The sequence below is a fragment of the Blautia sp. An81 genome, assembly GCF_002161285.1.
Taxonomy (GTDB): domain Bacteria; phylum Bacillota; class Clostridia; order Lachnospirales; family Lachnospiraceae; genus Blautia; species Blautia ornithocaccae.
The window spans coordinates 29,239-55,601 of sequence record NZ_NFHH01000012.1; the positions used below are offsets into that span (position 1 = coordinate 29,239).

The 26,363-nt window shown below is 44.5% G+C and carries 27 protein-coding genes and 1 pseudogene; 11 read left to right on the forward strand and 17 right to left on the reverse strand.

The genetic code is table 11. From position 1 onward, the window contains the following. Positions 1-9 precede the first annotated feature (9 nt). The 8 genes and pseudogenes from B5G33_RS11500 (at position 10) to B5G33_RS11530 (ending at position 8,406) form a co-directional block, all read left to right on the forward strand. A complete protein-coding gene (locus tag B5G33_RS11500) occupies positions 10-1,587 on the forward strand; it encodes an aldolase catalytic domain-containing protein (RefSeq protein WP_087417758.1) in 1,578 nt (525 codons plus the stop codon). Further along, positions 1,588-2,130, forward strand: a complete 543-nt coding sequence (locus B5G33_RS11505) for a KdsC family phosphatase (RefSeq protein WP_087417759.1) — start codon at positions 1,588-1,590, stop codon at positions 2,128-2,130. Continuing rightward, the gene (locus tag B5G33_RS11510; RefSeq protein WP_087417760.1) at positions 2,127-4,817 is read left to right on the forward strand and encodes an HAD family hydrolase; all 2,691 of its coding nucleotides are present in this window, start codon (positions 2,127-2,129) and stop codon (positions 4,815-4,817) included. Before B5G33_RS11505 ends, B5G33_RS11510 begins: the two co-directional genes overlap by 4 nt. Beyond that, the gene (locus B5G33_RS11515) at positions 4,814-6,388 is read left to right on the forward strand and encodes a polysialyltransferase family glycosyltransferase (protein WP_087417761.1); all 1,575 of its coding nucleotides are present in this window, start codon (positions 4,814-4,816) and stop codon (positions 6,386-6,388) included. The genes B5G33_RS11510 and B5G33_RS11515 overlap by 4 nt, the downstream gene beginning before the upstream one ends. Positions 6,389-6,432: 44 nt before the next feature. Next, positions 6,433-7,170 carry a 3-deoxy-manno-octulosonate cytidylyltransferase gene (locus B5G33_RS11520; RefSeq protein ID WP_087417762.1) on the forward strand — a complete coding sequence of 246 codons (738 nt, stop codon included), beginning with the start codon at positions 6,433-6,435 and terminating at the stop codon, positions 7,168-7,170. A 79-nt stretch (positions 7,171-7,249) separates the two neighbouring features. Then, positions 7,250-7,768: pseudogene (locus tag B5G33_RS11525) on the forward strand (phosphoadenosine phosphosulfate reductase); the annotation flags it as partial. A 28-nt stretch (positions 7,769-7,796) separates the two neighbouring features. Beyond that, positions 7,797-7,889: a hypothetical protein gene (locus B5G33_RS22750; protein WP_158229612.1), complete on the forward strand. Its 93-nt coding sequence runs from the start codon at positions 7,797-7,799 to the stop codon at positions 7,887-7,889. Continuing rightward, positions 7,879-8,406, forward strand: coding sequence for an IbrB-like domain-containing protein (locus tag B5G33_RS11530; protein WP_087417763.1), 528 nt, complete (start codon positions 7,879-7,881; stop codon positions 8,404-8,406). Before B5G33_RS22750 ends, B5G33_RS11530 begins: the two co-directional genes overlap by 11 nt. A gap of 57 nt (positions 8,407-8,463) precedes the next feature. Here B5G33_RS11530 and B5G33_RS11535 read toward each other — a convergent pair whose 3' ends face one another. Further along, positions 8,464-9,270 (reverse strand): helix-turn-helix domain-containing protein, encoded by an 807-nt coding sequence (locus tag B5G33_RS11535; RefSeq protein WP_087417764.1) that lies wholly within the window; start codon positions 9,268-9,270, stop codon positions 8,464-8,466. A 137-nt stretch (positions 9,271-9,407) separates the two neighbouring features. Here B5G33_RS11535 and B5G33_RS11540 point away from each other — a divergent pair, with 137 nt between their 5' ends. Beyond that, positions 9,408-11,909, forward strand: a complete 2,502-nt coding sequence (locus B5G33_RS11540; protein WP_087417765.1) for a glycoside hydrolase family 31 protein — start codon at positions 9,408-9,410, stop codon at positions 11,907-11,909. An 80-nt stretch (positions 11,910-11,989) separates the two neighbouring features. Here B5G33_RS11540 and B5G33_RS11545 read toward each other — a convergent pair whose 3' ends face one another. Both B5G33_RS11545 and dtd read right to left on the reverse strand, forming a co-directional pair. Beyond that, on the reverse strand, positions 11,990-13,054 hold the full coding sequence (locus B5G33_RS11545) for a tyrosine-type recombinase/integrase (protein ID WP_087417766.1): 1,065 nt from the start codon (positions 13,052-13,054) through the stop codon (positions 11,990-11,992). Between the two features lie 199 nt (positions 13,055-13,253). After that, complete coding sequence (gene dtd, locus B5G33_RS11550) at positions 13,254-13,721, reverse strand: D-aminoacyl-tRNA deacylase (protein ID WP_087267880.1); 468 nt, start codon at positions 13,719-13,721, stop codon at positions 13,254-13,256. Positions 13,722-13,961: 240 nt separating this feature from the next. Here dtd and B5G33_RS11555 point away from each other — a divergent pair, with 240 nt between their 5' ends. Then, complete coding sequence (locus B5G33_RS11555; protein ID WP_087267876.1) at positions 13,962-14,690, forward strand: tRNA lysidine(34) synthetase; 729 nt, start codon at positions 13,962-13,964, stop codon at positions 14,688-14,690. A 79-nt stretch (positions 14,691-14,769) separates the two neighbouring features. Here B5G33_RS11555 and B5G33_RS11560 read toward each other — a convergent pair whose 3' ends face one another. The 8 genes from B5G33_RS11560 to B5G33_RS11595 all read right to left on the reverse strand — a co-directional run bounded on the left by B5G33_RS11560 (position 14,770) and on the right by B5G33_RS11595 (position 21,711). Beyond that, on the reverse strand, positions 14,770-15,411 hold the full coding sequence (locus tag B5G33_RS11560) for a cytidylate kinase-like family protein (RefSeq protein ID WP_087417767.1): 642 nt from the start codon (positions 15,409-15,411) through the stop codon (positions 14,770-14,772). A 105-nt stretch (positions 15,412-15,516) separates the two neighbouring features. Next, on the reverse strand, positions 15,517-16,440 hold the full coding sequence (locus B5G33_RS11565) for an RluA family pseudouridine synthase (protein ID WP_087268497.1): 924 nt from the start codon (positions 16,438-16,440) through the stop codon (positions 15,517-15,519). Further along, on the reverse strand, positions 16,437-16,955 hold the full coding sequence (gene lspA, locus B5G33_RS11570; RefSeq protein ID WP_087268500.1) for a signal peptidase II: 519 nt from the start codon (positions 16,953-16,955) through the stop codon (positions 16,437-16,439). Before lspA ends, B5G33_RS11565 begins: the two co-directional genes overlap by 4 nt. A 2-nt stretch (positions 16,956-16,957) precedes the next feature. Further along, on the reverse strand, positions 16,958-18,067 hold the full coding sequence (gene aroB, locus B5G33_RS11575; protein WP_087417810.1) for a 3-dehydroquinate synthase: 1,110 nt from the start codon (positions 18,065-18,067) through the stop codon (positions 16,958-16,960). A gap of 16 nt (positions 18,068-18,083) precedes the next feature. Beyond that, positions 18,084-18,836, reverse strand: a complete 753-nt coding sequence (locus B5G33_RS11580) for a YlmH family RNA-binding protein (RefSeq protein WP_087267871.1) — start codon at positions 18,834-18,836, stop codon at positions 18,084-18,086. Positions 18,837-18,845: 9 nt separating this feature from the next. Further along, positions 18,846-19,454 carry a cell division protein SepF gene (locus B5G33_RS11585; RefSeq protein ID WP_087267868.1) on the reverse strand — a complete coding sequence of 203 codons (609 nt, stop codon included), beginning with the start codon at positions 19,452-19,454 and terminating at the stop codon, positions 18,846-18,848. 17 nt (positions 19,455-19,471) lie between these two features. Then, on the reverse strand, positions 19,472-20,173 hold the full coding sequence (locus B5G33_RS11590) for a YggS family pyridoxal phosphate-dependent enzyme (RefSeq protein WP_087417768.1): 702 nt from the start codon (positions 20,171-20,173) through the stop codon (positions 19,472-19,474). A gap of 29 nt (positions 20,174-20,202) precedes the next feature. Continuing rightward, on the reverse strand, positions 20,203-21,711 hold the full coding sequence (locus B5G33_RS11595; RefSeq protein WP_087267862.1) for an HlyD family efflux transporter periplasmic adaptor subunit: 1,509 nt from the start codon (positions 21,709-21,711) through the stop codon (positions 20,203-20,205). Between the two features lie 143 nt (positions 21,712-21,854). Between B5G33_RS11595 and B5G33_RS11600 the strand changes: the two genes are divergently transcribed. Further along, complete coding sequence (locus tag B5G33_RS11600) at positions 21,855-22,070, forward strand: DUF378 domain-containing protein (RefSeq protein ID WP_087267859.1); 216 nt, start codon at positions 21,855-21,857, stop codon at positions 22,068-22,070. A gap of 67 nt (positions 22,071-22,137) precedes the next feature. Here B5G33_RS11600 and B5G33_RS11605 read toward each other — a convergent pair whose 3' ends face one another. From B5G33_RS11605 to minD, 6 genes are all read right to left on the reverse strand, one after another. Then, positions 22,138-22,557 carry a twitching motility protein PilT gene (locus tag B5G33_RS11605; protein WP_087417769.1) on the reverse strand — a complete coding sequence of 140 codons (420 nt, stop codon included), beginning with the start codon at positions 22,555-22,557 and terminating at the stop codon, positions 22,138-22,140. Between the two features lie 167 nt (positions 22,558-22,724). Continuing rightward, the gene (locus tag B5G33_RS11610) at positions 22,725-23,729 is read right to left on the reverse strand and encodes a D-alanyl-D-alanine carboxypeptidase (protein WP_087417770.1); all 1,005 of its coding nucleotides are present in this window, start codon (positions 23,727-23,729) and stop codon (positions 22,725-22,727) included. Continuing rightward, positions 23,713-24,108, reverse strand: a complete 396-nt coding sequence (locus B5G33_RS11615) for a methylglyoxal synthase (protein WP_087267851.1) — start codon at positions 24,106-24,108, stop codon at positions 23,713-23,715. Before B5G33_RS11615 ends, B5G33_RS11610 begins: the two co-directional genes overlap by 17 nt. After that, positions 24,105-25,235, reverse strand: coding sequence for an FtsW/RodA/SpoVE family cell cycle protein (locus B5G33_RS11620; protein ID WP_087267848.1), 1,131 nt, complete (start codon positions 25,233-25,235; stop codon positions 24,105-24,107). Before B5G33_RS11620 ends, B5G33_RS11615 begins: the two co-directional genes overlap by 4 nt. A 47-nt stretch (positions 25,236-25,282) precedes the next feature. Further along, the gene (locus tag B5G33_RS11625) at positions 25,283-25,543 is read right to left on the reverse strand and encodes a cell division topological specificity factor MinE (RefSeq protein WP_242971253.1); all 261 of its coding nucleotides are present in this window, start codon (positions 25,541-25,543) and stop codon (positions 25,283-25,285) included. Between the two features lie 18 nt (positions 25,544-25,561). Next, positions 25,562-26,353: a septum site-determining protein MinD gene (gene minD, locus B5G33_RS11630; RefSeq protein ID WP_087417771.1), complete on the reverse strand. Its 792-nt coding sequence runs from the start codon at positions 26,351-26,353 to the stop codon at positions 25,562-25,564. Positions 26,354-26,363: the final 10 nt, after the last annotated feature.

Genomic DNA, 26,363 nt, shown 5'->3' on the forward strand with positions numbered 1-26,363 from the left:
GTATGTTCTATGGAAAATATCAGATTACTGGACTGTACCCTCAGGGATGGAGGATACATCAACCAATGGGGGTTTGGAGAAAAGACTATCCGAAGCATTGCATCCCGGCTTACAGAGGCAGGGACCGATATCATAGAAGTGGGATTTTTACGGAACTGTACCTGGGACAAAGACAAAACTCTGTTTCCATCTATAAAGAAATTGAAGAAAATCCTTCCTGCCAATTCAAGCAGCACCAGATTTGCGGCCATGGCCCTCCATAATCAGTACGATGTAGAAAAACTGGAGCCCTGTGACGGAAGTATTGATATCATTCGGGTGACCTTTCATGATTATGATATCGAAGAGGGACTTGTTTTCTGTGAAAAGGTTAAGAAGAAAGGCTATCAGCTCTTTGTGAATCCCATCAATATCATGGGATATTCAGACCGGCAGCTTCTAGAGCTGCTGGAAAAGGTAAACCGGCTTCATCCCTACGGCTTTTCTATTGTGGATACCTTCGGCTCCATGACCGGAAGGGAACTGACCAGGATCTATTCTCTCTGTGAAAACAATCTGGAAAAAGACATTGTCCTTGGCCTCCATCTCCACGAAAATATGGCCCAGTCCTTCTCTCTGGCTCAGTCTTTTCTGAAAATGCGGGAGCAGGCAAGAAGCTGTGTCCTGGACGCCTCTTTAAACGGCATGGGACGGGTTCCCGGAAATCTTTGTATAGAACTGATCATGGATTATCTGAACAAACATTTCGGGAAGTCCTATGACATAGACCCGGTGCTGGACGCCATTGAAGAATATATCTCTCCTATCAAAAAACAGGAACCCTGGGGATATATGGCAGAATATTTTCTTTCTGCCAAGTACAATCTCCATCGAAATTATGCAGAATATCTCCTTACGAAAGGCGCTCTTTCCTCCCGGGATATGCACCGTATCCTTCAGATGATACCGGAAGAGAAAAAAAGCGCCTTTGACCAGAACTATATAGAATACCTGTACCACCAGTATGAAAACCACACCGTTTCTGATGAAAAGACCCTGGATGCTCTGCGGAAAGCTTTCCGAGATAAAAAAGCACTTCTTCTGGCCCCTGGCCCCGGCCTTAAAGAATACCGGAAGCAGGTGGAAGATTATCAAAGAGCCCATAGGCCTGTTCCTATCTCCGTAAATTTCTTTTACGACCAGCAGGAGGAAGGATATGCCTTTTTCAGCAATTCCAAACGATTCCAGGAATATCGTTCCTTGAGGAAACCAGGGGTTCAGGTAATCCTTACTTCCAACATTACCACAGGTATCCGGCCAGACGACCATGTGATCAATCTCTACCGTCTGTCCCAGGAAGAAACAGAACGGGGAAACAGCGGTATCCTGCTTCTTCGGCTTCTCCTCCTTCTGGGGGTAAGAGAGGGGGCTCTGGCGGGCTTTGACGGCTATATTGAAGGAGAAGAAAACTATCTGGAAGGATACTTCGGCAGGTTTGCCAGCGCCCCTCTGGGTGATAACCGGAAGATTGCCCGGGAACTGAAAAAGCTTGGCGGAAAGATGCGGCTTACTTTTGTAACTCCTTCCGCTTATGAGGAGGAAATGTAGATGAGGGCAGATTTTATTGACTGGGATAAGATCCGATATCTGATCCTGGATGTAGATGGCACCATGACTGACGGAGGCGTCTATCTGGACAGCCAGGGCAATGAAACAAAAAAATTTTCCATTAAAGACGGAGCCGGGATCCTTTTGGCCCGGCAGGGAGGCATCCAGCCAGTGATCCTTACCGGCAGGGAAAGCCTCTGTGTAACCCAAAGGGCCCAGGAGCTTCAGATTCCCTATGTCTTTCAAAATGTAAAAAAGAAGAAGGAGTTTCTCCGGGAATTTTTCCGGGAGAGGCAGGTCAGCCGGGAAGAAGCTGCCTATATAGGTGACGACTTAAATGATCTGGGCGCCATGAGCCTTACTGCAGTCACCGCCTGTCCCCGGGATGCTGTAAAAGAAGTCCAGGACTCCTGTACCTGTGTTTTAAACAGCAGAGGCGGAGAAGGGGCTGTAAGAGAGTTTGCGGAGCTGCTCCTGAAGAAAAAAGGGAACCTGGAAGAATGTAAGGAAGCCCTCTGGGGACAGGAGGCGAGAACAGAATGAAAGACTGGTTCTATGAAAAATTTGTAAGAAAAAATCCCAGGGTGCAAAGGGCCTATGAAACCTATGTTCAGGGGCACCTGGAAGAACACCAGAGAAGCCGGTTTAAACACTGGCTGATACTCCTTGCCCTGTCCTGGAAATACCGGAGAAGCCAGATAAACAGACTCCATACTCTGACCCTGGCAAAACTGAAAGATAACAAAGCAAAAATCCGGATGGAGTGGATCCCCGGAGCCTGCTGCTACAATCTCTATGTCTCTCAGGACGGCCTTCACTACAGGTTCCAGGAAAAGACACGAAATCATCTTTGTGAAGTAGAAAATCTGAAGCAGGACCAGATGTATTTTTTTAAGTTCAAGGTCTCTATGGACGGCAGCAGGTACAGCGATTTTTCCCAGGTTCTCACCGTATCCACAGTGCAGAACCAAGAACTCTTTTTCATGAAAAAACTGGCCTTAAAAGGAGAAAGGATTTTCTCTGATGCTTCTGGAAAACACTCGAAAAAATCCAGAAAAGCCGGAACTTTGGAGGGCAGCAGGGATTTCCAGGGAAGCTTTCCCCAAGAGGGAATCGCGGAGATTTCCTGGACCCCAGTTTCCGGGGCCCTCCATTATAATCTCTATCGATCAGAAGAGGGCGGGAGCTACCGGTTCCTCATACAGACCAGGGAGACTGGTTATGCGGATAAAGAGCTTAAAAGCGGAACCGCCTATTCTTATCTGCTGAAATATACAAAAAACGGAAAAACCTATCAGGAATTTCCCAGAAGACTGAAACTTACGGCGCCAGGTGAAAAGTTCACGAAGAAAAACAGCGGGCGGCTTTTTGAAAAGGGGGCGGAATCCCAGGCTTTCAACCGGGTTTCTGTAATGAACTTTGCCAAAGGCCTGATGCCTTATGATGTAATCTCCTTTGATGTCTTTGATACTCTGCTTTTCCGTCCCTTCTCTAATCCCTCAGATCTGTTCATGCTTGTGGGAGAGAAGCTGGACATTATGAATTTTACAGAAATCCGCATACAGGCAGAAGAAGAGGCCAGGAGGAAAAATCAGCTTCTCCGGGGCAACCGTGAAGTTACCCTCAAAGAAATCTATGAACTGGTGGCCCAGGAGACCGGCATAGATCCAAAGGCAGGAGCGGATCTGGAATTTTCTCTGGAATACGAGCTCTGCTATCCCAACTCTTATATGCAGGAAGTTTTTTATATCCTGGCCGCTCAAGGAAAGACCCTGGTGGCCCTGTCCGATATGTATCTGCCCAGGGAACTCCTTTCTCGTCTCCTTTCCGCCAAAGGCTATGAAGATTTTGACCGTGTTATGGTGTCCTGTGACTATAACTGTTCCAAAGGAAACGGCGGCCTGTATGAGGTGCTAAAAGAACAGTATCCGGGAAAGATGGTCCATATAGGGGACAACCGGCTTTCCGATATAGAAAGGGCAAAGGAAAAAGGACTGGATACCCGATTCTACCAGAATGTAAATGAAGCAGGCAATATTTTCCGGGCCAGGGACATGTCACGGCTGACAGGTTCTGCCTACCGGGGAATCGTCAATGCAAAGCTGCACAGCGGCGCCAGGCAGTACAGTCCTTACTATGAAGTAGGATTTGTCTATACGGGAATCTACGTTATGGGATTCTGTCAGTGGATCTTTCGCTATATCCAGGAGCACAAAATCGAAAAAGTATTGTTTCTGGCCCGGGAGGGGGACCTGTATCAGAAGGTCTTTCAGTCCATGTATCCGGAGATTCCCACGGAATATGTCCTCTGGTCCAGGATTGGAGTGGTAAAGACCATTGTAGGAAAAAACCGGCATCCTTACCTTCTTCAGATCATTCACCACAAGGCCAATGCCCTTTACAAGTCAAAAATCGGAACTCTTTTTGAACGGACTGGCATTGGTGAGCTGAAAAAATACCTTTCCGATTACCGGATAAAAGAGGAGGAGTTTCTGACTCCTGAAAATGAAAAGATCGTCCGACAGCTTCTGATAGACCATTGGGAAGAGCTTGAGAACTGTTATGTCCGGGATCAAGAGCGGATCCGGCAGTATCTCACCAGAAAAACCGGCTCCGCCCGGTCTGTAGCTGTAGTAGATGTAGGCTGGTCAGGAAATAATGTCCTACAGGTAAAATATCTTCTGGAACAAGTATATAAGCTGGACTGTCAGGTTCACTGTCTCCTGGCTGCCGCCAGAAATGTAAACGACACTTATATGGCGGCTATGATCCAGAAAGAAGAAGTAAAGACCTATATCTTTTCCAATATGTATAATAAAGGCCTTCATGACGCTCACCAGGAAGAGAATAACCGGCTGAACTCCTTTTTCTTTGAAATCCTCACCCAGTCCTGTACTCCTACCTTTCTGGGATTTGACAGGGATGGACGGTTCCTCTATGACATTCCTGAAGTAGAGAATTATAAGAAAAATCAGGAAATCCATCAGGGAGCTCTGGATTTTGTAAAGGAATATCAGCAGCACTTCCGGAACTTTCCCTATATGCTGGATATTTCCGGCCATGACGCCTATATGCCCTTCCAGTATTTTTCCAGAAATCTCCTCTGGATAAAGAAGTATTTCAGCGGCTATATCTTTGGGCGGGATCTTTTCGCCACCCAGGAAAAGGCAGTTATGGAGTCTGTGGAAGAAGTTATGAAAAAAGCCGGAATTTGGGAGGGAAGATCATGATTTTATATCAGGCGCTGTCATCTTATCAGATTTTAGAATGTATCATCCACCGCCAGGTCTTTTACCGGGATAAACAAGCGGTGCTGCTCCTGGGCAATTATATTAACGAACGGATGCCCTGGTACCAGGAGCTGGAAAGCCGGGGATTTTTTGACCAGATATTCCTTTTTCGTTTCGGAGGGTACAAAGGGACAGAAGAGGAGATCCTCGGCCAGATAGAAAAAGAATACCAGAAGACAATCCCCTATGCTCCGGAAGAGTTTGAAAAACTTTTGATCGCAGGAATCCACACTTACCTTCAGGTCTGGCTGATTTCCAAAGAGATTTCTTTTGAGATGTTTGAGGACGGAAGCGGAGCCTTAAGCCGCCCCTGGGTCTTGGCAGATATCCACAAGAAATCTTCTCCTGCCAGATATGGGCTTATAGAGAAATATCATCTCTATGACCATAAAAGTCCCTGGATCACCAGAAAATATTATGATGAAAAAGCACAGCTTCCGGGATTTCAGGACGAAAAAGCACAAGATTTTCAGGTCCTGGAAAACTTTCTGAGGCTGTCCCCGGAAATCCAGGAAAATATCCGCAGGCTTTTTCGTCTGCCCTCCAAAAAAGGAGATTGTGCCCAGGTGCTTCTTCTGACTCAGCAGTTTGCCAATCTGGGCCAGCTAACTTTAGATGAGCAGAAGGGCATCTACCAGCATGTATTTGACTATTATTTACGGGGGAAGCAGGTGCTCATAAAGCCCCATCCCGATGATATCCTCTATTATCCCAGGCTCTTTCCCCATTGTGAGGTCCTGAAGGAGCCTTTTCCCTCGGAGCTTTTGCCATTTGTTTTTGAAAAGCTTCCGGAAATATTGTCCACAGTCAGCTCCACAGGGGTAAACCAGATCCGCCGGGAATTTTCAGATACCCTGATTTTTAATGGGCTCTATGAACAGACCTTTCACTGGGACGGCTCTTACTATACTGCCCTTGGGCTGGGAGCGTATCTGGGTGCAGAGGGAATCCTGTGCCGGGGAGCCAATAAGGTCCAGCTTGAAAATCTGGCAAAAATCCACTGGCCCGAAAATAAAAAGCTGAAAATCTCCCAAAACCGGGAAGAGCTTACAGGAAAAGTCCTTTGTATACAAGATGATTTTGAAGAATGCCAAGAAAGCAGGAAGGAACCGGAAAACGGCGAGGATATCTGGAAACTGGAGGATGAACTACTGGGAGTCCTCTATCTGAACTCCCGAAAAAATTACCGGATGTACCAGCCGGGAGAAAAAGAAAAGTTTTTCCAGATGGTACCTGTCTCCATTCGGGAAGGGAGCAGCGCACACACCCTATATTTTTATCCAGCCAGGGAAGAGGTGAGAAAAATGGCAGAGAGATTTATAAGCTCCCAGAGTCAGGAAGATACTTCCGTACCGGTTTCCATAGAAGAGCTTACGGACAGCCAGATACAGATCCGTATGCTGGAAGGTATCCTGGCAGCTACGGAAAAAAGACTGACAGAATATATAAAAACAGAAAAAGAACTGCGAAGAGAGCTGGAGCTGGTAACACAGAGAAAACAGTTCCAATAGGACCGGACATCTTGTTAAACTATGATCCAGAAAGGGGAAATACCATGGAGACAGTAGGAATCATTCCTGCCAGATACGGCTCTTCCAGGCTTCCGGGGAAGCCATTAATGGACATTAATGGAAAACCTATGATCCAGCATGTTTATGAGCGGGCGAGAAAAGCGGAAAATCTGCAGAAAATATGGGTGGCCACAGACAGTATGGAAATTCTCCGGGCCTGTGAAAAACGGCAGATTCCCGTAATCCTCACAAAGGATACCCACCGGTGCGCCGCCCATCGGCTTGGGGAAGCTGCAGAACAGATAAAGGCTGATTTTTATGTACAGATCAACGGGGACGAACCTTTGATATCCTGGGAAAATATTGCTGCGGCAGTACCGGAAAGATTTCCAGACGAGGCAGAGTTCGGCACCAACATCATTATGCCGGTGACCAGTCCCCAAGAGGTTCTGGATTCTTCCAATATCAAAGTCGTCTTTGACAGCAGCTACAAGGCGCTGTATATGTCCAGAACACCTATTCCCTGTCCCTTCGGCACTCTGGACTGCATCTACTACAAACATGTGGGAATCATCGGATACAGCCGGCAGATGCTGGATTTTTATAAAAACTCTTCTCCCGGTCAGCTGGAACGGACAGAGGGCATTGATACCCTCCGGTTTCTGGATTACGGAAAGCCTCTTTATCTGATACCGGTAGCCAAAGGAGAAAGTCTCTCTGTAGATACCTTAAAGGACCTGGAAGAGGTGCGGAAAAGGTCGAAAAACCGGGAACTCAGTTGAATTTTCTCCCGTTATGTGCTAAATTATCCTTCATAGGAATTGGGAAATTATGGAAATTTAGCACAGGGGGAATACATAAATGGTACGTGAATATCTGGAACAGAATGTGTATGAAGCTCTGATGGACCGTTTTAAACTTCTCTTTGAAGAATTTGACAACATCTATGTTTCCTTTTCCGGAGGAAAGGACAGCGGTCTGCTTTTAAACCTGGTACTGGACTATCGGAATAAATACTATCCCGAAAAATCCATTGGGGTTTTTCATCAGGACTTTGAAGCCCAGTATACAGTGACTACAGAGTATATCGAAAGAACCTTTGAAAAGATCAAAGACCAGGTAGAACCTTACTGGGTCTGCCTTCCCATGGCTACCCGGACGGCTCTCAGCAGCTATGAAATGTTCTGGTATCCCTGGGATGACAAGAAACAGGAGCTCTGGGTGCGGGAAATGCCCAAACATGATTATGTGATCAACCTGGAAAACAACCCTATCCGGACCTACCGCTATAAAATGCACCAGGAAGACCTGGCCAAGCAGTTCGGCAGATGGTACCGGGTAGCTCACGGAACGAAAAAAACCGTCTGCCTTCTGGGCATGACTGAAAAACGACCATACCTGCCGCTTCATGGGCTTCGGTCTTACCAGACAGCAGCAGAAGAGAGTAGATGTGATCCGGGAAAAATATAAGAGTTTGGAGGATATCGAATATGGAGTTTAAAAGTCCTGCATACTATATCATTCCGGTGCCGGTGGAAAAGATCAAACCCAATACATACAATCCCAACGCCGTAGCTCCGCCGGAAATGAAGCTGCTCTATGAGAGCATTAAAGCCGATGGCTATACTATTCCTATTGTCTGCTATTATGTAAAGGCTCAGGACGAATATATTATCGTAGACGGATTCCACCGCTACCGGGTGATCACAGAGCACAAGGATATTTATGAGCGGGAACATGGAATGCTTCCGGTCTCTGTGATCAATAAGCCCATCGACCAGCGAATGGCCAGCACTATCCGCCATAACCGGGCAAGGGGCAGCCACGATGTGGACCTGATGAGCAACATTGTAAAGGAGCTCCACGAGCTGGGCCGGTCCGACGCCTGGATATCCAAACATCTGGGTATGGATAAAGACGAAATCCTGCGGCTTAAGCAGATTACCGGCCTGGCGGCGCTGTTTAAGGATGTGAAATTTGGAAAAGCCTGGGTTCCTACAGAGGAAGAGGAGCAGTAGCCGTCTGAAAAGAAATCCCCAAAGCGGAAATGAAAATCTGCTTTGGGGATTTCTCGACTATAACTGTTTTCTGAATTGGGTAGGGGACACTCCTGTAATGCTTTTAAAAACCCGATTAAAGTGCGTGATATTCGAAAACCCTGTTTCCCTGCTGATCTGGGTGATACTTTGGTTAGTCTCCATGAGCTTCCGCTGAGCATTCATGATCCGGGTCACGTTCAGGTACTGGACAATAGTGGTGTTCGTATGCTTTTTAAATTCCCTGCAGAGATAATAGGGGCTGAGATAAAAAGTCCGGGAAAGCTGTTCCAGACTGATCTCTTTATCAAAATTCGTGTGGATAAAATGGAGCACTTCTCCGATCCTGTCCAGTTTTTTTACCCGTTCCGGCTTTTCCAGCTTCCTGGCAATCTGCAGGAGAAGTCCGTTTAGCTGGGTTGCCATATATTCATCAGAAAAAACCTCTGGCTTTTCCTGTTCCTCCAGAATATTTCCCAGTATTCTGTGTATGAAGGTTTCTTCCTGCCTGTCTGGTCTGTAAACACCTACTCCCGCTTCAACAGTTTTTCTCAGTTCTTCGGACAGAACCTCTCCACTTTGAAAATACAGCACCAGTCTTTTAAAGGGCATATTTTGATCTCCAAAGGAGCGATGCATGATATATGGTGCAAAAATCATAAACTGGCCTGGATACATCTCATACATTTCATCCTGGACCATATGAAATCGCCGTCCGCTTTCCAGATAATAAAGTTCAAAATATTCGTGATAGTGGGACTTGGCCATATTATCATTCACTCCCTGTATCCGTTCACAGGCAATCTTTTTCCCCTGGGCCATCATAATCCCTGCCTGGTCGATCATCTTTTTCCTCCCATATAAAGCAAGAAATGTAAAAAAGAGAAAGAAAATACGCAATTTTTGTATAGTTTCCTGGGTGTTAATTCAATATTATATTATCATAAAACCAGTTTTAAAGCAAAAAGAAGGAGGAAAACTCTATGAAAGTGTGTTTGAAGGCAGCTTCCGTAACACAGCAGGATTCTTATTTTACGGTACAGACCGACAGTGTACCTATCCGTATCTGGTTTGTTACTGACCAGATACTGCGTATCCGGGCAGGGTTTGACGGTGATTTTGCAGAAGAATCCTATAGTCTGGTTACTACCGCCTGGGAAGACCGTATGGATGATTTTATGAAAGGATACAGAAAGCGTATCACTGCGGCTCAGGCTGTTTTGACTGAAGAGGAAAATCAGGCAGTGCTCCAGGGGAAAGAGCTGAAAGTTATCGTGGAAAAAGAACCTTTCCGTATCTGTGTTTATGATAAGGAAGGCACTCAGCTTCACGCAGATATTGTAGATCTGGCCTATATGGAGGACAGCAATCACCGGAGGATACATACCTGCGAGATCAGCCCTGAAGATTGTTTCTATGGCTTTGGCGAGAAGAGCGGGGAATTTAACAAGGCACAGAAATTCATGGGGATGAGTCCCAAGGACGCCATGGGCTATAATCCCAAAGAGACAGACTCACTGTATAAGCATATTCCATTTTACATCAAGCTGAACCGGAATACCCAAAAGGCCGTAGGCTATTTCTATCACAACACCTATGAATGTGACTTTGATATGGGAAGGGAAAAGAGCAATTACTGGAAGATGCACAGCCGTTACCGGACAGACGGAGGAGATATCGATCTGTTCCTGATCACCGGTCCTTCCATACGGCAGGTTGTTGAAAGGTACACAGACCTTACAGGAAAATCTGCAATGCTCCCAAAATCTGCCCTGGGATATCTGGGCTCTTCCATGTATTATCCGGAGTTAGAAGCAGACTGTGATGATGCCATTACAGAATTTATCGATACAACTAAGGAAGAAGGAATTCCTGTAGACGGATTCCAGCTTTCCTCAGGATACTGTGCCGTTGACACGGAAGAAGGGATCAAGCGCTGCACATTTACCTGGAATAAAAAGCGTTTTAAAGACCCCAAGGACTTTTTTGCCCAGATGAAGAAAAGAGGGGTATGTGTATCCCCCAATGTGAAACCGGGAATGCTTCTGGTCCATCCGAAACTGGAAGAGATGAAAGAAAAAGATATGTTCATCAAGGCCAGTGAAAGCGATGAGCCGGGAATCGGAACCTGGTGGGGCGGCAAAGGCATGTTCGTAGATTTTACAAAGGCTTCCACAAGAGAAAACTGGAAAGCTCTTTTGAAAGAAAATGTTCTGGAATACGGCACCAGCTCTGTATGGAATGATAACTGCGAGTATGACAGCCTCATTGATAAGGACTGCCGCTGCAGCTTTGAAGGAAAGGGCGGCACTATCGGCCAGCTGAAATTTGTAATGTCCAATATCATGTGTCATATTACCGGGGAAGCAATCCATGAGACTTTTGGAAATACACGGCCTTACATTGTATGCCGTTCCGGACACTGCGGCATCCAGCGCTATGCCCAGACCTGGGCAGGGGACAACCTTACCTGCTGGGACTCTCTGAAATATAATATAGCCACTATTCTGGGTATGAGCTTAAGCGGTGTAGCCAACCAGGGCTGCGACATCGGCGGATTCTATGGTCCGGCGCCAGAGGCAGAACTTCTGGTAAGGTGGATCCAGAACGGAATCTTTCAGCCCAGATTTTCTATTCACTCAACTAATACAGACAATACAGTCACAGAACCCTGGATGTACAGTGACTGTACGGACTATATCCGTGAGGCCATCCGTTTTCGATATCGTCTCTTCCCCTATCTCTATTCCCTTATGGAGAGGGCCCATGAGACAGGTCTTCCTATTATGGAGCCAATGTGCAGCGCCTTCCAGAATGACCCGGCCTGCTATGAGGAAGGAGTAGACTTTATGCTGGGAGACTCTCTTCTGGTAGCCAACGTGGTAGAAAAAGGCGCCAAAACCAGAAAAGTCTATTTCCCTAAAGAAAACCGTTTCTTTGATTTCTACACAAGAATGCCTTACGAAGGCGGAGAGACCGCAGAACTGGATGTGGACCTTAGCAGTATTCCTCTGTTTGTCAGAAGCGGAGCCATTATCCCTATGGCTCTGAATCAAATGGATAATTTCGCTACTCAGAGGGTTACAGGCCTTTCCATCCTCTGTGAGGCAGGACGTGACGGAGCCTTTACTTTATATGAAGACGACGGCGTTACTATGGAATATGAAAAGGGCGCATTCCTGAAGACTTTTATTACCATGAAAGCAGGAGAGCAGACCACCCTTTCCTTCCGCAACGAAGGGGCTTATCAGACTGCTGTAGAGGATATGCAGATTGATATGATTCACAGAGAAAAATCTCCTTACTGGGTAACCGTAAACGGAAAAGAAGTTCCTCATTTCCTTCACAGGAAAAAATTCGAAGGAGCTGATTTTGGCTGGTATTACAGCCAGAGACTGAAATCTGTTCAGATCAAATACCCCAATCCCAAAAAGGATTATGAGGTAGTAGTTTCCTTTGAACAGTTTGACCTGATCGGAATGTAAACTCCTTCCATAAAGGGCATAGGGCCTGCAGGAACCGCCATATTTCTGATATGAGCCGGTCCGGCAGGCCCTATTGACTTCTAGTTGGTTTTTTCTCTCAGTACCACTGCCTTGGAAGCAGAGCGCCTTCTGGCGTCGCTTAATTTGGCATAGTGTTTTTTCGTTGTATTTACGTCTGCATGGCCCAAAACATCGGCTACCAGATAAATATCCCCGGTCTCTCTGTAAAGAGCCGTTCCGTAGGTGCTGCGGAGCTTGTGAGGGGTGATAGTCTTAGCAGAGACTGCAGAAGCATATTTCTTTACCATTTTTTCTACAGCATCTACACTGATCCTTTTTCTCTGTCCGGAGAGGAAGAGAGCATCCTCATGGCCGGAGAGGGGAGTAATGGCATTTCTGGAAATCTCCAGATAGTCTTTCAGCGCCTTTTCAACCTCTTCCCCGAAATAGACGATCATTTCATTTCCTCCCTTTCGGAGTATCCGTATTCCATTATTTTTAAAATCAATGTCAGAAATGTTCAGACCTACCAGTTCAGAAACACGAACACCTGTTCCCAGCAGGAGAGTGACAATGGCAATGTCCCGATACTTTTGTTTATTATAGTGATAAAGTTTCACCCCTGTAAGCTGATTTCCATAATTTTCTATATAATCCAGAAGACTGGCCACCTCATCAGGGTCCAGCTGGATAATGGCTTTTTCCTTAATTTTAGGCATGTCTACAAGGCGGACCGGGTTAGACTGTATTAACTGCCTTTTGCACAGATAATCGTAAAAGCTTCGCAGACAAGACATTTTTCTGGCAATCCCGGTGCGGGAATTGGTTTCCAGCTTGTTGTCAGGAGCCTTATAGGCCTTAAGGTATTCCTGAAATTCTTCAAAATCCACAGGCTGAAGACTGGAAAGATCCTGGATGGAAATATCAGCCATAGTTTTGGACATTAAAGCCGGATTTGTTTCCTGAAGAAACCGGAAGAAAACACGCAGGTCATAAGCATAGGACAAACGGGTTTTGTCTGAAGTGGTCGGTTCCTTGGCCCGGAAATAATCCTTGACATAAGGAGGAAGTTCCTGAAGAAATTCCCGAAGTTTTACTGTATTTTCAATTTTTTCCTGTTCCCGATAGGTCATTGGCTTTGCCATAAAATCCCTCCAAAAATCCTTGTTTTGAGAGTAGTTTATCACAGATTCCGGAAAAAAGCCAGACTTTTTCGGATAAATCTGTATTTGTCCGCTAAACTAATCTTTAAATACAAATGGCCTTTTCCAGTCCTCCTTCTCTTGTTCCGGCAAGTCCAGACTGGAAAAAACCATATTTTTCATAAGTCAAATTATTGTAAAGCTATATACGGTCCTTTTTATGCTTAAAGGTATTCTCATCAAGTATAATTGTAAATGGACCCTCGTTTACAAGAGACACGCTCATTTTTGCTCCGAAAACGCCGGTCTGGACCACTGGCACAGTCTCCTGTATCTTTTTGATCATATATTCATAGAGTTCCTGGGCCATCTGAGGCTCCCCTGCCTCTACAAAACTAGGTCGATTTCCTTTTCTGCAGTTGGCGTACAGCGTAAACTGTGAAACCAGCAGAACCTCCCCCTTTACATCCGCCAGGGAAAGGTTTGTCTTCCCATCGCTGTCTTCAAATATCCTGAGGTTTACCATCTTTTTAATGTATTGATCTGCGATTTCTCGGGTATCCTCCTGGCCGATGCCTGCAAGAACCAGAAATCCTTTTCCGATCTTTCCCACACATGTTCCATCTACTTCCACAGAAGCGCTGCTGACTTTCTGGATCACCAGTTTCATTCTTTTTATCCTCTTTTCATCCTCATATTTTCCAGGGCCGGTCCAGTCACGATTTATCTACTCGGGAAAATTCATGCCGCCTCCCCTGACATCTCCATAGTATACCACAAAGCAACGAGCCAAGGGAATATTTATATTTATTTGGCCACCGCCAGCCATAAAATGATTTCTTTTTTTCTGCATCTGTGGTATGATGCTTAAGGCTTCACAAAACCTGCATCTGAAAGGAACTGAAATTTTATGAAATTACAGAAATTATTAAGCCTTACCAGAAAGGCTGTTGATGAATTTAATCTGATTGATTCCGGCGATAAAATCGCTGTAGGGGTTTCCGGAGGCAAAGACAGTCTTACCATGCTCTATGCCCTTCACGGACTGATGCGCTTCTACCCCAATCCTTTTACCATAGAGGTGATCACCGTGGACCTGGGGCATCCAGGTTTTCAGGCAGATAAAATCGAAAATCTCTGCCGGGAGCTGAATGTACCCTTTCATCTGGTAAAGACAGAGATTGCACCTATCATTTTTCAGGAGAGAAAAGAAAGCAATCCCTGCTCTCTATGCGCAAAAATGAGAAAAGGAGCTCTCAATGCCAAAGCCAAAGAACTGGGCTGCAACAAAGTAGCCTATGCGCACCACAAGGACGATGTAGTAGAGACTATGCTGCTCTCTCTCATCTATGAGGGCAGGTTTCATACTTTTTCACCTAAAACCTATCTGGACCGGATGGACCTTACAGTTATCCGTCCTCTCCTCTTTGTAGACGAAGCAGATGTAATCGGCTTTAAAAACAAATATGGCATTGAAATCGAAAAAAGCCCCTGTCCCGTAGATGGCTATACGAAAAGACAGTATGCCAAGGAGCTTCTCCATGATATTTCAAAAGAGAATCCCGGAACCAAGGAACGGATGTTTACTGCGATCCTTAACAGTAATATTAACGGATGGCATTCCCTGGGAAATGGCTGAGCCCCTATTTTTTATAGAAGACAAAAACTGTGCCCCGGAAGAATCCTCTTCCGGGGCCTTTGAATATCGTGACTAATTTTTACTTTCCTGAATTTTTTGCCTTATCTTTCACTTCAATAGCCTTCAGGATCATCTCTACGCAGCCTTCGATTCCCAGGATACCGCTGTCCAGACAAAGGTGATAGCTGTCTGCATCTCCCCATTTTTTACTGGTGTAGTAATTATAGTAGCTGCCTCTCTGTTTGTCGGTTTTCTGTATCCGGTCTTTAGCTGTAGCCGCTGAGAGCTCGTACTTTCTGGAAATCCTGTCAATCCTCTTATCCAGATCTGCATGGATATACACACTGATCGCATTGGGATTATCCGCCAGAGCATAGTCTGCACATCTTCCTACCATAACGCAGGATTCCTCACTGGCAATTTTCTTAATAGCATCAAACTGGGCTAAAAACACCTTATGATTAATAGGCATATCTGTAAAAGCCGCCGAGGAATAACCAAAGGAATAGGTATCCATAACCAGTGAATACAGAAAACTGTTGGTGGGTTTTTCATCATGGTGTTCAAATAATTCCTGGCATATTCCGCTGTCCTTGGCCGCACGATCCAGCAGCTCCTTATCGTAGCATTTGACACCCATTTTTTCAGCCAGCCGAAGCCCTATTTCCCGTCCGCCGCTGCCATACTGGCGGGCAATTGTAACTATTGTACTTGCTGCCATACCATACACTCCTCTCCTAATGCTTTTTCTATATTATAATCCATTTTGAGTGAAATGTATAGATAATTTAAAAATTTTACATAGTAAATCTAACAGTTTCAAATTTTAAAGAGTTCCCCTTAATTTTACTAATAATTTTTCAAAATATTCCGGTAAAGGAGCAGTAAATTCCATATATTCTGATGTAGTAGGATGCACAAAACCTAAGACCATAGCATGAAGCGTCTGCCCCTGTAGAAAGGGGAAGGGACATTTTTTTGGTCCATAGAGCTGGTCTCCTAAGAGAGGATGGCCGATGCTGGAAAGATGTACCCGGATCTGATGAGTCCGCCCAGTTTCCAGCTGACATTCAATATAAGTATAACTGCCGAACCGCTCAAGAACCTTAAAGTGAGTCACCGCCTCCTTGCCTCCCCGGACATGAACAGCCATTTTCTTCCGTTCCACCGGATGACGCCCAATGGCTCCTTCTACAGTTCCATTGTCTTTTTTGATATTTCCATGGACAATCGCTCTGTATTTTCGGGTAATGCTGTGAACCCTCAGCTGCTCTGCCAGGCTCTGATGTGCCGTGTCAGTCTTGCAGACTACTAAAGCCCCTGTAGTATCCATATCGATTCTGTGGACAATTCCAGGCCTGAGCACGCCGTTAATCCCTGAAAGATTATCTTTGCAGTGGTACATCAGGGCATTTACAAGGGTCCCGCTGTAGTGACCGGCACTGGGATGTACGACCATCCCTTTTGGTTTATTTACCACCAGAAGCTGCTGATCTTCATAGAGAATATCCAGTGGAATATTCTCCGGTTCAATATCCGGTTCCTGATTCTCCGGAAGAAAAACCACGATTTCATCATCTTCTGTTACTTTCTGGCTGGCTTTTGCCGGCTTTCCATTAACCGTAATATTACCTTCTTTGAATTGCTTTTGTAAAAAAGAGCGGGAGTAATCCTCCATTACTTCCGCCAGAAATTTATCGACTCTTTCCCCTGTCCAGGAAAGGTCTGCCTGTAAACAAAGCCTTTTCATTTTTCTCTCTTCCATTTTAAAAACTGAAAATCCTCATCTTTATAGTAAAAAAATACAAGAATCAGGAGCAGGATCATACTGGTGGTCACATAAATATCTGCCACGTTGAATACTGGAAAATCAATCAGTGAAAAATAAATAAAATCCACCACATAATTCAGACGAACCCGGTCAATAAGGTTCCCAATACCACCTGCAGTAATCATACCGCACAGAATCTTTAGTGGGATATATTTTTTTTCTCCAGGAATCTTCCATAGCACATAGCAGACACAGAGTAGGATAATCGTTGTCAGCAGCAGGAGAAAAATTCTCTGGTCCTGGAATATTCCAAAAGCTGCACCCGTATTTTCCAGATAATGAAGACATAAAACTCCGGAAATCAGCTGAATATCAGCCTGGTCCTTTAGATTTGCAACGGCCAAAGCCTTAGTCCACTGATCAAAAGCCACTAATATCCCTGTGGAAATAAGGAAAATCCCAAAGTCCAGCAGTCGTTTTTTTCCTGTATTCATGGTCATAGTACCTCCCGGTTTTCCAGCCGGATGCTTTCAATGGACTCCAGCAGTTCTTCATCTGTCACTCCGGTATCCACCACAGCATATCCCGGTTTTTCCATGAGAACAAATTTAATATGTCCTTTTTCCATCTTTTTATCAGATTTCGTAGTGTCAAGGATATCCTTTGCAGACAGTCCTTCAACTGCCAGAGGAAGGCCAAATAATTTCATCTGCTCTGCTGTCTCAAGGTACTCTTCATTGGAGAGCAGTCCCTTTTTTCTGGAAAGCCAGGCAGAAGCCATACATCCCACAGCTACACACTGACCATGAGGCATAGTAAAGTCTTTCAGTTTTTCTACTGCATGTCCCACTGTATGTCCCATATTCAGCACTGCCCGCTCCCCTTTTTCCGTAGGGTCATTTTCCACCACAGTTTTTTTGATCACACAGCTCTGATAAATCATCTCCTGACAGGTCTTCTCCTCTCTGGAAAGGATTTCCCCACTGTGTTCTGTAAGCCAGCTGCTGTACTCCCGGCTGCGGATCAGACCATGTTTAATAACCTCACCCATGCCGCAGGCAAATTCTCTGTCAGAAAGAGTCTTTAATGTGGCAACATTCATATACACCAGCAGTGGCTGATGAAAAGCACCTACCATATTTTTATACTGTTTGAAATCAACTCCTGTTTTCCCGCCTATGCTGCTGTCTACCTGGGCCAAAAGGGTGGTTGGAATCTGAATAAAATCAATCCCCCGAAGATAGGTGGCAGCGCTGAAACCAGTCATATCGCCTACAACGCCTCCTCCCAGAGCAGCCAGAAGATCTTTCCTGTCAAAATGATTATTTATAAGAAACTCGTAGATTCCCTGTATTTCTTCCAGGTTTTTATTTTCTTCTCCGGCAGGAAGGATATAAGAGTAAATCTCTCTCCCTGTTTTTTCCAGCTCTTTCTTTACCGTCTCCAGGTAGAGTGGAGCCACATGACTGTCTGTCACGATACAGAGCCTTTTTCCACGGTTCTCCAGGCTTTCAACTTCTCTGCTCAGACCAGAAAAGTCACTATAAAAGGTAATCGGATAAGTAAAATCTCCCTCTCTTTTTACCAGCAGTCTCTGTTCTGTCATATCCTGTTCCTCCCATTCAGACATAACGGTATAAAATTACATGATACCGGTTCTTCTTTGTTTTATTGGTCACAGACCCAAATTGAAATTTTCCTTTTCCCCGGACGGATACAATATCTCCGTCCTTGATCCCATAGCCGTTAGAAACCACGCTCTTCCCATTTACAAAGACCTTTCCTCCTTCTATCAGTCCCAGAATGCTGCTTCTGGAACTGCCAAAAGCCAGAGCAATTACACTGTCCAGCCGTGGAGAAGCTACGGTTCCTGAGATTTCTTCTCTTTTAGGTGAAGGAAGAGGCTCTTCCTGGGAAAGTCTCCTGGCCTGCACAGAAGTATGACGGATACGCACAAGCTCCTCTGTGAGAAAGTCCGCCATAGATTCGCAGCAGAAAATATAACCGCAACTGTCGTCCAGAAGGATATCTCCTGTTTTGCTCCTCTCAATGCCCAGATTCAAAATAGCCCCCAAATAGTCCCTGTGAGTCAGCTCCTCAGAAAATTTCCTGTTCAGAGGCTGGACCTTTATACATGCAATAGGATATGCCTGCTCATAAGAAAGAGCATCAGGGACGAATGCCGCCATCTGACGCTCCGCTGACTCATAGCCTCCGAAGGTTTTTACCTGGACTCCTGTATCTCGAAAGGAAAGGCTGTGAAGTATATTCTGCTGGTTCAGGTCGAGAAAATCGGAAAAGGTAAGAATGCCTCTGTAATAGGCCTTCTTACCCAGTTCCATCATACGTTTTTCAAATAATTGGTCCTTTTCCATAGCTGTTTTTTAAAATCCTTCATACATAGATGCTGACCCGGCTATATCATTTAAGATTTCCTGAGAGTCTCCGGTTATGTCCACACCTTCTGGAGTTAGAATAAAGATATAAGAAGACACTTTCTTGATATTTCCTTCAATAGCGTAGCTTGCTCCGGCAGTGAAATCAATAATATGCTGAGCCAATGTAATATCCAAACCCTCCAGGTTCAGGATAACTGTGCAGTTATCAAGAAGGGCATCTACAATCTCTGTAGACTCGTCAAATTTCTTTGGTTTGATCACACATACTTCATTAGAAGAACCTGCCGATGAACCGGATGTTTTCTTCTTAACACTATACATAGGCGTCACCTTACTTGAAGAATTCTGGGTTTTTGGCTGCTTTACGGTTTTTGTTGCTGCTGATGTTTTCTTCTCTTTCTTTTCTTTTTTAGTATTCTTTACAGGCGGAAGATCATCGTCCAGATCATCATCATAATCATCTTCCAGTTTTTTAAAGAATCTTTTCTTTGGCTTTTCGTCTTCGAAATCGTCATCTGCTTCATCTAAGAAATCGTCATCATCATAATCATCATTCACCTTAACTGCATCCAAAAATTTATCTAAAAAACTCATATTCCAATCTCCATTTCCTATTCTTCTATATTATAATTTCTTTCTCCGAAAATGCCTGTTCCTACACGTACGTGGGTGGCACCTTCTTCGATGGCGACTTCATAATCACCAGTCATGCCCATGCTGAGGACATTCATAGTAACATTATCAAAGTTTTTCTCTCCAATGTCAACACTTAATTTTCTTAAATTTCTGAAAACGCCCCGGTTTTCCTCTGGATCATCCACGTAAGGAGCAATTGTCATAAGCCCCTTTACTTTTATTCCGGGAAGTTTTGCGACTTCCTGAACAAGGGAAGGGGTCTCCTCTACAGAGACACCGAACTTGCTCTCTTCACCGGCTACATTAACCTCGATAAGTATATCTGCAGTAATCCCATGTTTTACAGCCTCTTTGCTGATTTCTGAGGCCAGCCTGAGACTGTCTACAGAATGGATCATACAGGCTTTATCTATCACATATTTTACCTTATTTCTCTGCAGATGGCCGATCATATGCCAACGGATATCTTTCGGCAAAACTTCCTCCTTGGCCGTCAGCTCCTGGACCTTATTCTCACCGAAATCGCGAACTCCTATGGGGAGCAGTTCTTCGATCATTGACACCGGCTTAGTCTTACTCACTGCGATCAGTGTTACCTCATCTCGGTTTCTGCCGGCTCTTCTGCAGGCAGCCTCTACTTTTTCTTCTACAGTTCTGTAATTATCACAGACGCTCATTTTCTCTACTTCCTTTCTCTGTCAGTACATTAATTAGAACCGGAATACAAAATTTCTTCCTCGCTCACAGTGCTTCCGTCACGGGCGATATAATCAAAAGCTCTCAGCCCATAGGAAGTACCTTCTTCCACAATGCAATATTCCTCATTCTGATCCAGTATTTTAATCTGCCGGAAAACGGCATATCCCTGGTTGATATTATAAGCACCCTGAAGATTATCTACCTGTCCTACAGTAAAGGTTTCCCCGGAGTCTGGCTTGATCAGTATGTCTCCCTCATTCAGGGTATCCTTATCTACATAGCACAGGCCACCGGAGGTATCTTGGGTATTTTCAGTTATCTCATTTCCCTGAGCATCCACCTGTCTGTATATGGTAGCATCTATAAATTCTGAGGAAGAAGAGTCTCCTGAGCCTATCTGTTTTAAAAATCCCTGGGTGTCTCCATTATCTCCCTGGGTCAGGAAATCCAGTGGAACCGTATAAAATTCTTTTTCCACAATAGAGCTTACCGGAATTTTCAATCCGCTCTGAGTATTAATAACCAGCTCTACTTCCAAAAAACGGTCTCCTGCATAGCGGGTCATTCCATTTATCAGTTCAATTTTTGCCACCTTCTGGCTGCCAATATTCACAATAGATAGAGAACCGTTCTGGCTCTCCCCGTCTTTGACAAATTTTACCTGTATGGATTCCCTTCCTGCCAGAGCAGCAGCCATCTGGTCTGTAAGAGGTACCATCAATGTCCAGTTTTCGCTGGTAATCAGCTTATAAACCGAATCTCCAGTTTGTATCTCATTGCCAGTAATCAGGTTTTCTTTCTGATAAGCCATCTGATTAAAGTCTTCCTCCACCAGACTATCCGCGGTTTTATTCTCATATCCGTCTGTTGAATATACCACAATTCCCGCCTCTGGCGCCGTATATACATCCTGATTTCCAATCGAAATGCTGTTTCCTGTAACTGCGCTTCCGGCTACAGAATCCGTGTTTTCCCCTTCCTCTGAAGAAGCAGTCTGGCTGTCTTCGGATGTCTGTGTAGCTTGGGAAGTTTCCGCCTTTGCAGCCTGAAGTATCGTTCCCCTTACCTGATATTTATAACTGTAAGTATCGTAAAAATTATTACTGTTGTAAGCATAGGAAAACTGCTCCGCACTGGAACGAACCTCTTCCATTTGTTCGTCCGAAAGGGCCACAGCTGTATTTTCCTGCTGTTCATTTGAAATACTGTATACGGAGCCGTCCTTACGTACCTGCATGCCTTCGGTAGCATAATATTCGATATATCCGGAATTTTCTGCAGTAATCACCTCTTCGCTGCGCAGTGCCAGAGCAGTGCAGACAGGATTCTTAGTCAGCGGGCCTGTAGTAACCTGATAAGTAGTTACATGGCTGGATGTAGCATAAAGTACCACAGTAATGATCATGTATAAAAGCAGAGCTCCAAACATGATAGTGCTAATATTAAACGTCAGCAATTTTCCAATAGATGTAAAAAAATTTTTGACAGTTCCTGAGAACTTTTTCTTGCCTGACAATAGAATTCTCCTTTTTTATTCTCTAGATGTTCTATAGACTATCTTACATTTTACCATTTTCAATAAAGAATCACAATAGAATTTTTTCGTATAAAACCATGGTCTGTGGAAATAATACACAGTGATAAAGGAGGCAGCAAAATATGAACAGTAAATTTTTAGACTATACCGCTCTGATCATAACAATTATTGGTGCGGTTAACTGGGGGCTTATCGGCTTCTTCCGATTCAATTTGGTAACTTTTTTATTTGGCGATATGACCTGGATTTCCAGGATCATTTATGCGCTGGTAGGAATCTGCGGTCTGTATCTCCTTAGCCTTTTTGGAAGGATTTCATCATTTTCTGAAAATAATTAAGACCGCAACAAAGCCGCCCCAAACGGGGCGGCTTTCAACCGTGTTTACATATGAAATCGAAGGCGGTTTATAAGGAAATCAAAACCATGTTCTGTGCACTTTCCGGTAAGTCCTCTTTATTCTTTGAAAGACTTACAATAAAGGAAACTCCGTATTTCTTTCCCATTGTATCCAGACGCTCCAGAACCTCTCCAAGTTCCCCATCCTCAGCTTTTGAAATCTTTAAAAAGCTGTCCAGAAACATCTTTTCAAGGTCATTATCCTGAGACACTACACCGGATATGAACCCGAGAAACTCGCTGCTATTCTGGATGTCATATTCTGACATATCAATGAGACGTACCTTATTATTCAACTCATACATGTGCTTTCTGCTTTTATCCAGATAAACAAATGTACCGCTTGCTTCCTTTACCTCTTTATTTACTTTGTCCAGAAGTTCTTTTGTTTTTCCTTTACCTTTTTCTCCTACAATTAACTGAACCATCGCAATTTCCTCCTTAGCCGCACGTAATATGTATTTTTACTAAAAACGTGGTTATCGTTGAGATAATTATAGTGCATATCATTCAAAAATACAATGGTAAAATCAAAATTTCCAGCATTTTTTCTTATAGCAGGAAATTAGCGGGTACCTAGTCTCTGTACAGATATTCAGCCACCCAGTTTTTCCATCATCTGTTCCATTCTTTCATAGAGATTCACCTGACTGTCTGTATTCAGCACAATGACTACATATGGATTGCCATAATTGTCCTGGACCAGAAGAGCTGCATAGTTGTTTTCCGCCGCTGCATTCATCTTTCCCCCCAAAACAGTTACTCCTCTGGGAGATGAAGCAGTACCTGTCACATAAAGGTTGTCTGAACTCAGCCATTGCTGTTTTTGCTCACCATCTGCCCGGCTGTAGTCCAGGGTATAACTGGACAATCCAAGAGTGTTTGTAAGGTCAGGATGTTCCAGTATTGCGTTGAGAAGAAGATAGGTATCATAAACTGTGGTATATTGCCCTTCCTCATCGGTTCCCGCAGGATCTGTATAACTGGTGTTTGTCATACCCAGTTCTTTTGCCTTATTATTCATGCTCTCTACAAAAGCAGACGCACTTCCCGACGCTGCTCTCGCCAAGGCCAGGCAAGCATCTTCTGCTGAATATACAGCAGCCGCATTTAGTAGCTGTCGCGCACTGATTACATTCCCTACAGACAGGCCACAGGTACGGTCAGCTCCATAGGGGATATCCTCCTGCTCAATCGTAACGCTGGAGTCCATGTCAAGTGTTTCGTAGGCTACCAGGACTGTCATAAGCTGGGCCAGTCTTCCTGCTGACTTCTGTTGATAAATATTCTGAGAAAAAGGAATCTCGCCATTTCGGATATCAAAAAGGCCTGCCATCTCTCCTTCCTGGGCATCTACTCCATCCAGAGCATTATTGCTGGCTCCTACACATAGATTCTCAGCTATGCCTTCTGCCACCGTGGAAGATTCCTGTACAGAAGTTCCGAATATACGGGCGCTTCTGGAATAAGGCAGAGGTTCGTTAATCTGTCCTCCACGGGTAAAGAGCACAAGGGCAATGATTCCCACAAGGAAGAAACCTGCAAGGACTCCTATCAGAATAAGAGTTTTCCTGACTTTTTTATTATTTATACATTTCACGCCAGTCCATCTCTCCTCTTCCCAAAGAGCGAATCATCATCTCGGCAGTTGCCAGATTTGTTGCCAGGGGAATGTTATGGGTGTCACACAAATGAAAAATTCTTTTTACATCGGGATCATGCTTCTGAGGCGCCAGAGGTTCTCTCAGATAAATGACCAAGTCCATCTCATTTTGTTCGATCAATGCTCCCAGCTGCTGTTCTCCTCCCAGATGTCCTGCCAGAAATTTATGGACTGTCAGATTAGAGGCCTCCTCTATCAGCCTGCCGGTGGTTCCCGTAGCATAAAGTGTATTTCTGGATAAAATATTCCTGTAGGCAATGCAAAAATTCTGCATCAATTTCTTCTTTGAATTGTGTGCGATCAATCCGATGTTCATGATTCATCAACCTCCCTGTATTTTTTATATCTTTGAAGCCCCACATTAAGCACCAGTCCCATTCCGATATACAGACTGACCATGGAGGTCAGTCCATAGCTGACAAAGGGAAGAGGAGTACCTGTGTTAGGCAGGATATTTGTGACAACTCCTATATTGATAAAGCTCTGTATTCCGATAAGGGCTCCCATACCGCAGCATATAAGCTTTCCCGACAGGTCCTTTGCTCTTAAACTTATCCTTATGCATTCAAAAATAATGAACAGCAGCAGCAGGATAATAGCCGCACAGCCAATAAAGCCAAGCTCCTCCCCTGCCACAGAAAAGATAAAGTCTGTCTGGTTCTCAGATACAAAATTTCCATTGTTTGCAGAGGAGACCTCATTGTTATTCAGGCCCTTTCCTGTAAGCTGTCCGGAACCAATAGCCATTACAGAGTTTTCCTGCTGAAGGACGGAATCGGAATATTCATCTTCTTCAGAATTCAGAAAGGACATGATCCTGTTTCTCTGATAGTCCGGTATCAGTGACTGATTGGGCTGCATAATAATAAACAGAAACACAATCACAAGCGGAATGACCACCAAAAGCCCTCCTCCGATGATCTTATAACTCAGTCCCGCCATATAAATGATCATACAAAACAGTATAACAATTGTAAGTGTATTTTTCAAGTCCGGCTGGATGTAGATCAGGGCCAGGGGAACTGCCAGAAGGATAATAGATTTTACAATTGTCCTCAGTGTATTTAAATCCTCCTCATGCTCCATAAAAAATCGGGCAAAGAACAAGATAATGACAATCTTTGCCAGCTCTGTAGGCTGGAAGGTGAAGCCTCCGATGCTGATCCAGCGGGTAGCTCCGTTTGCATCGTTTCCGAAAAGCCGGACTGCCAAAAGAAGTAAAATATTCAGGAAATAGATTACCCAGGAAAAATTAAGTATCCAGCTGAAGTCCATCAAAGAAACGACCACCATAGCTGCCAGTCCCAGGATCAATCCCATGAGCTGTCGGTTCTGAAGGGATGCATCTGCACTTCCTACAAGGAGTACGCCTATGGTACTCAAAACAACAAGAGCGATTACCAATCTGAAATCATAGTCACGTAATTTATATAGTCTAATCATGAAAACACCTTTTTCTTATGGTTGCTTATCGATTTATTGCTTAGTTATTATCTCCAGAAGGACATTCCCGGAGAGGATTTTTCTATATCACTCTGGAGAGGGATCTTTATCAGAAGCGTACTGCGGTCTTTTACATAACGGATTTCTACCTTTTTATCCTGAACAGTAAAATACTTATCCACAGCTCTTATCATATCGTTTTTCAGCATGGTCATCATTTGCGGCGTACAGTCAAGCCTTTCTGATGTAAGAAGAAGCCTGAGGCGGTCTTTTGCAATAAGGCCGGAACGTCTGCCTGGAAATCTCATAATACCCATGCCTCCCTCTTATGATCTTCTGAAAATTTGAGACAGTCTTTTCATAACTCCTGTTTTTCCCTGGAAATCCATGAGAGGCACTGCCTCTCCGGAAATCCTTCGGCAGATATTTTCAAAGGCCTGTCCTGAAGGAGAATTTTTTCCGCACAGAGGTTCTCCCTGATTGGTGGCTACCACTACTGCCTCATCATCTGGTATGGCTCCCAGAAGGTCTACAGCAAGGATTTCTGTCACATCTTCTACGGACATCATTTCTCCCCGTTTCACCATATCCATACGCAGACGATTGATGATCAGCTGTATCTTTGGCATTTCATTTGCCTGAAGAAGGCCGATGATCCTGTCAGCGTCCCGGATAGCAGAAACTTCAGGTGTTGTAACTACAATAGCGCTGTTGGCCCCGGCAATGGCATTTTTAAATCCCTGTTCAATTCCTGCAGGGCAGTCCAGCAGGATATAGTCAAATTCTTCCGAAAGGTCCTCTGTAAGTTTTACCATCTGTTCCGGGGTAATGGCAGTCTTGTCTTTTGTCTGGGCTGAAGGAAGAAGATACAGGGTATCACACTGCTTATCTCTTATCAGGGCCTGCTTCATCCGGCAGCTGCCTTCGATCACATCGATCAGATTATAGACAATCCTGTTTTCCAGCCCCAGGACCACATCTAAGTTTCTAAGGCCGATGTCAGTATCTACTACTACCACTTTTTTATTCATTTTTGCAAGCCCCAGCCCCAGATTTGCCGTTACCGTGGTTTTTCCTACTCCGCCCTTTCCGGACGTTACTACAATAATCTCACTCATACCTCATCCT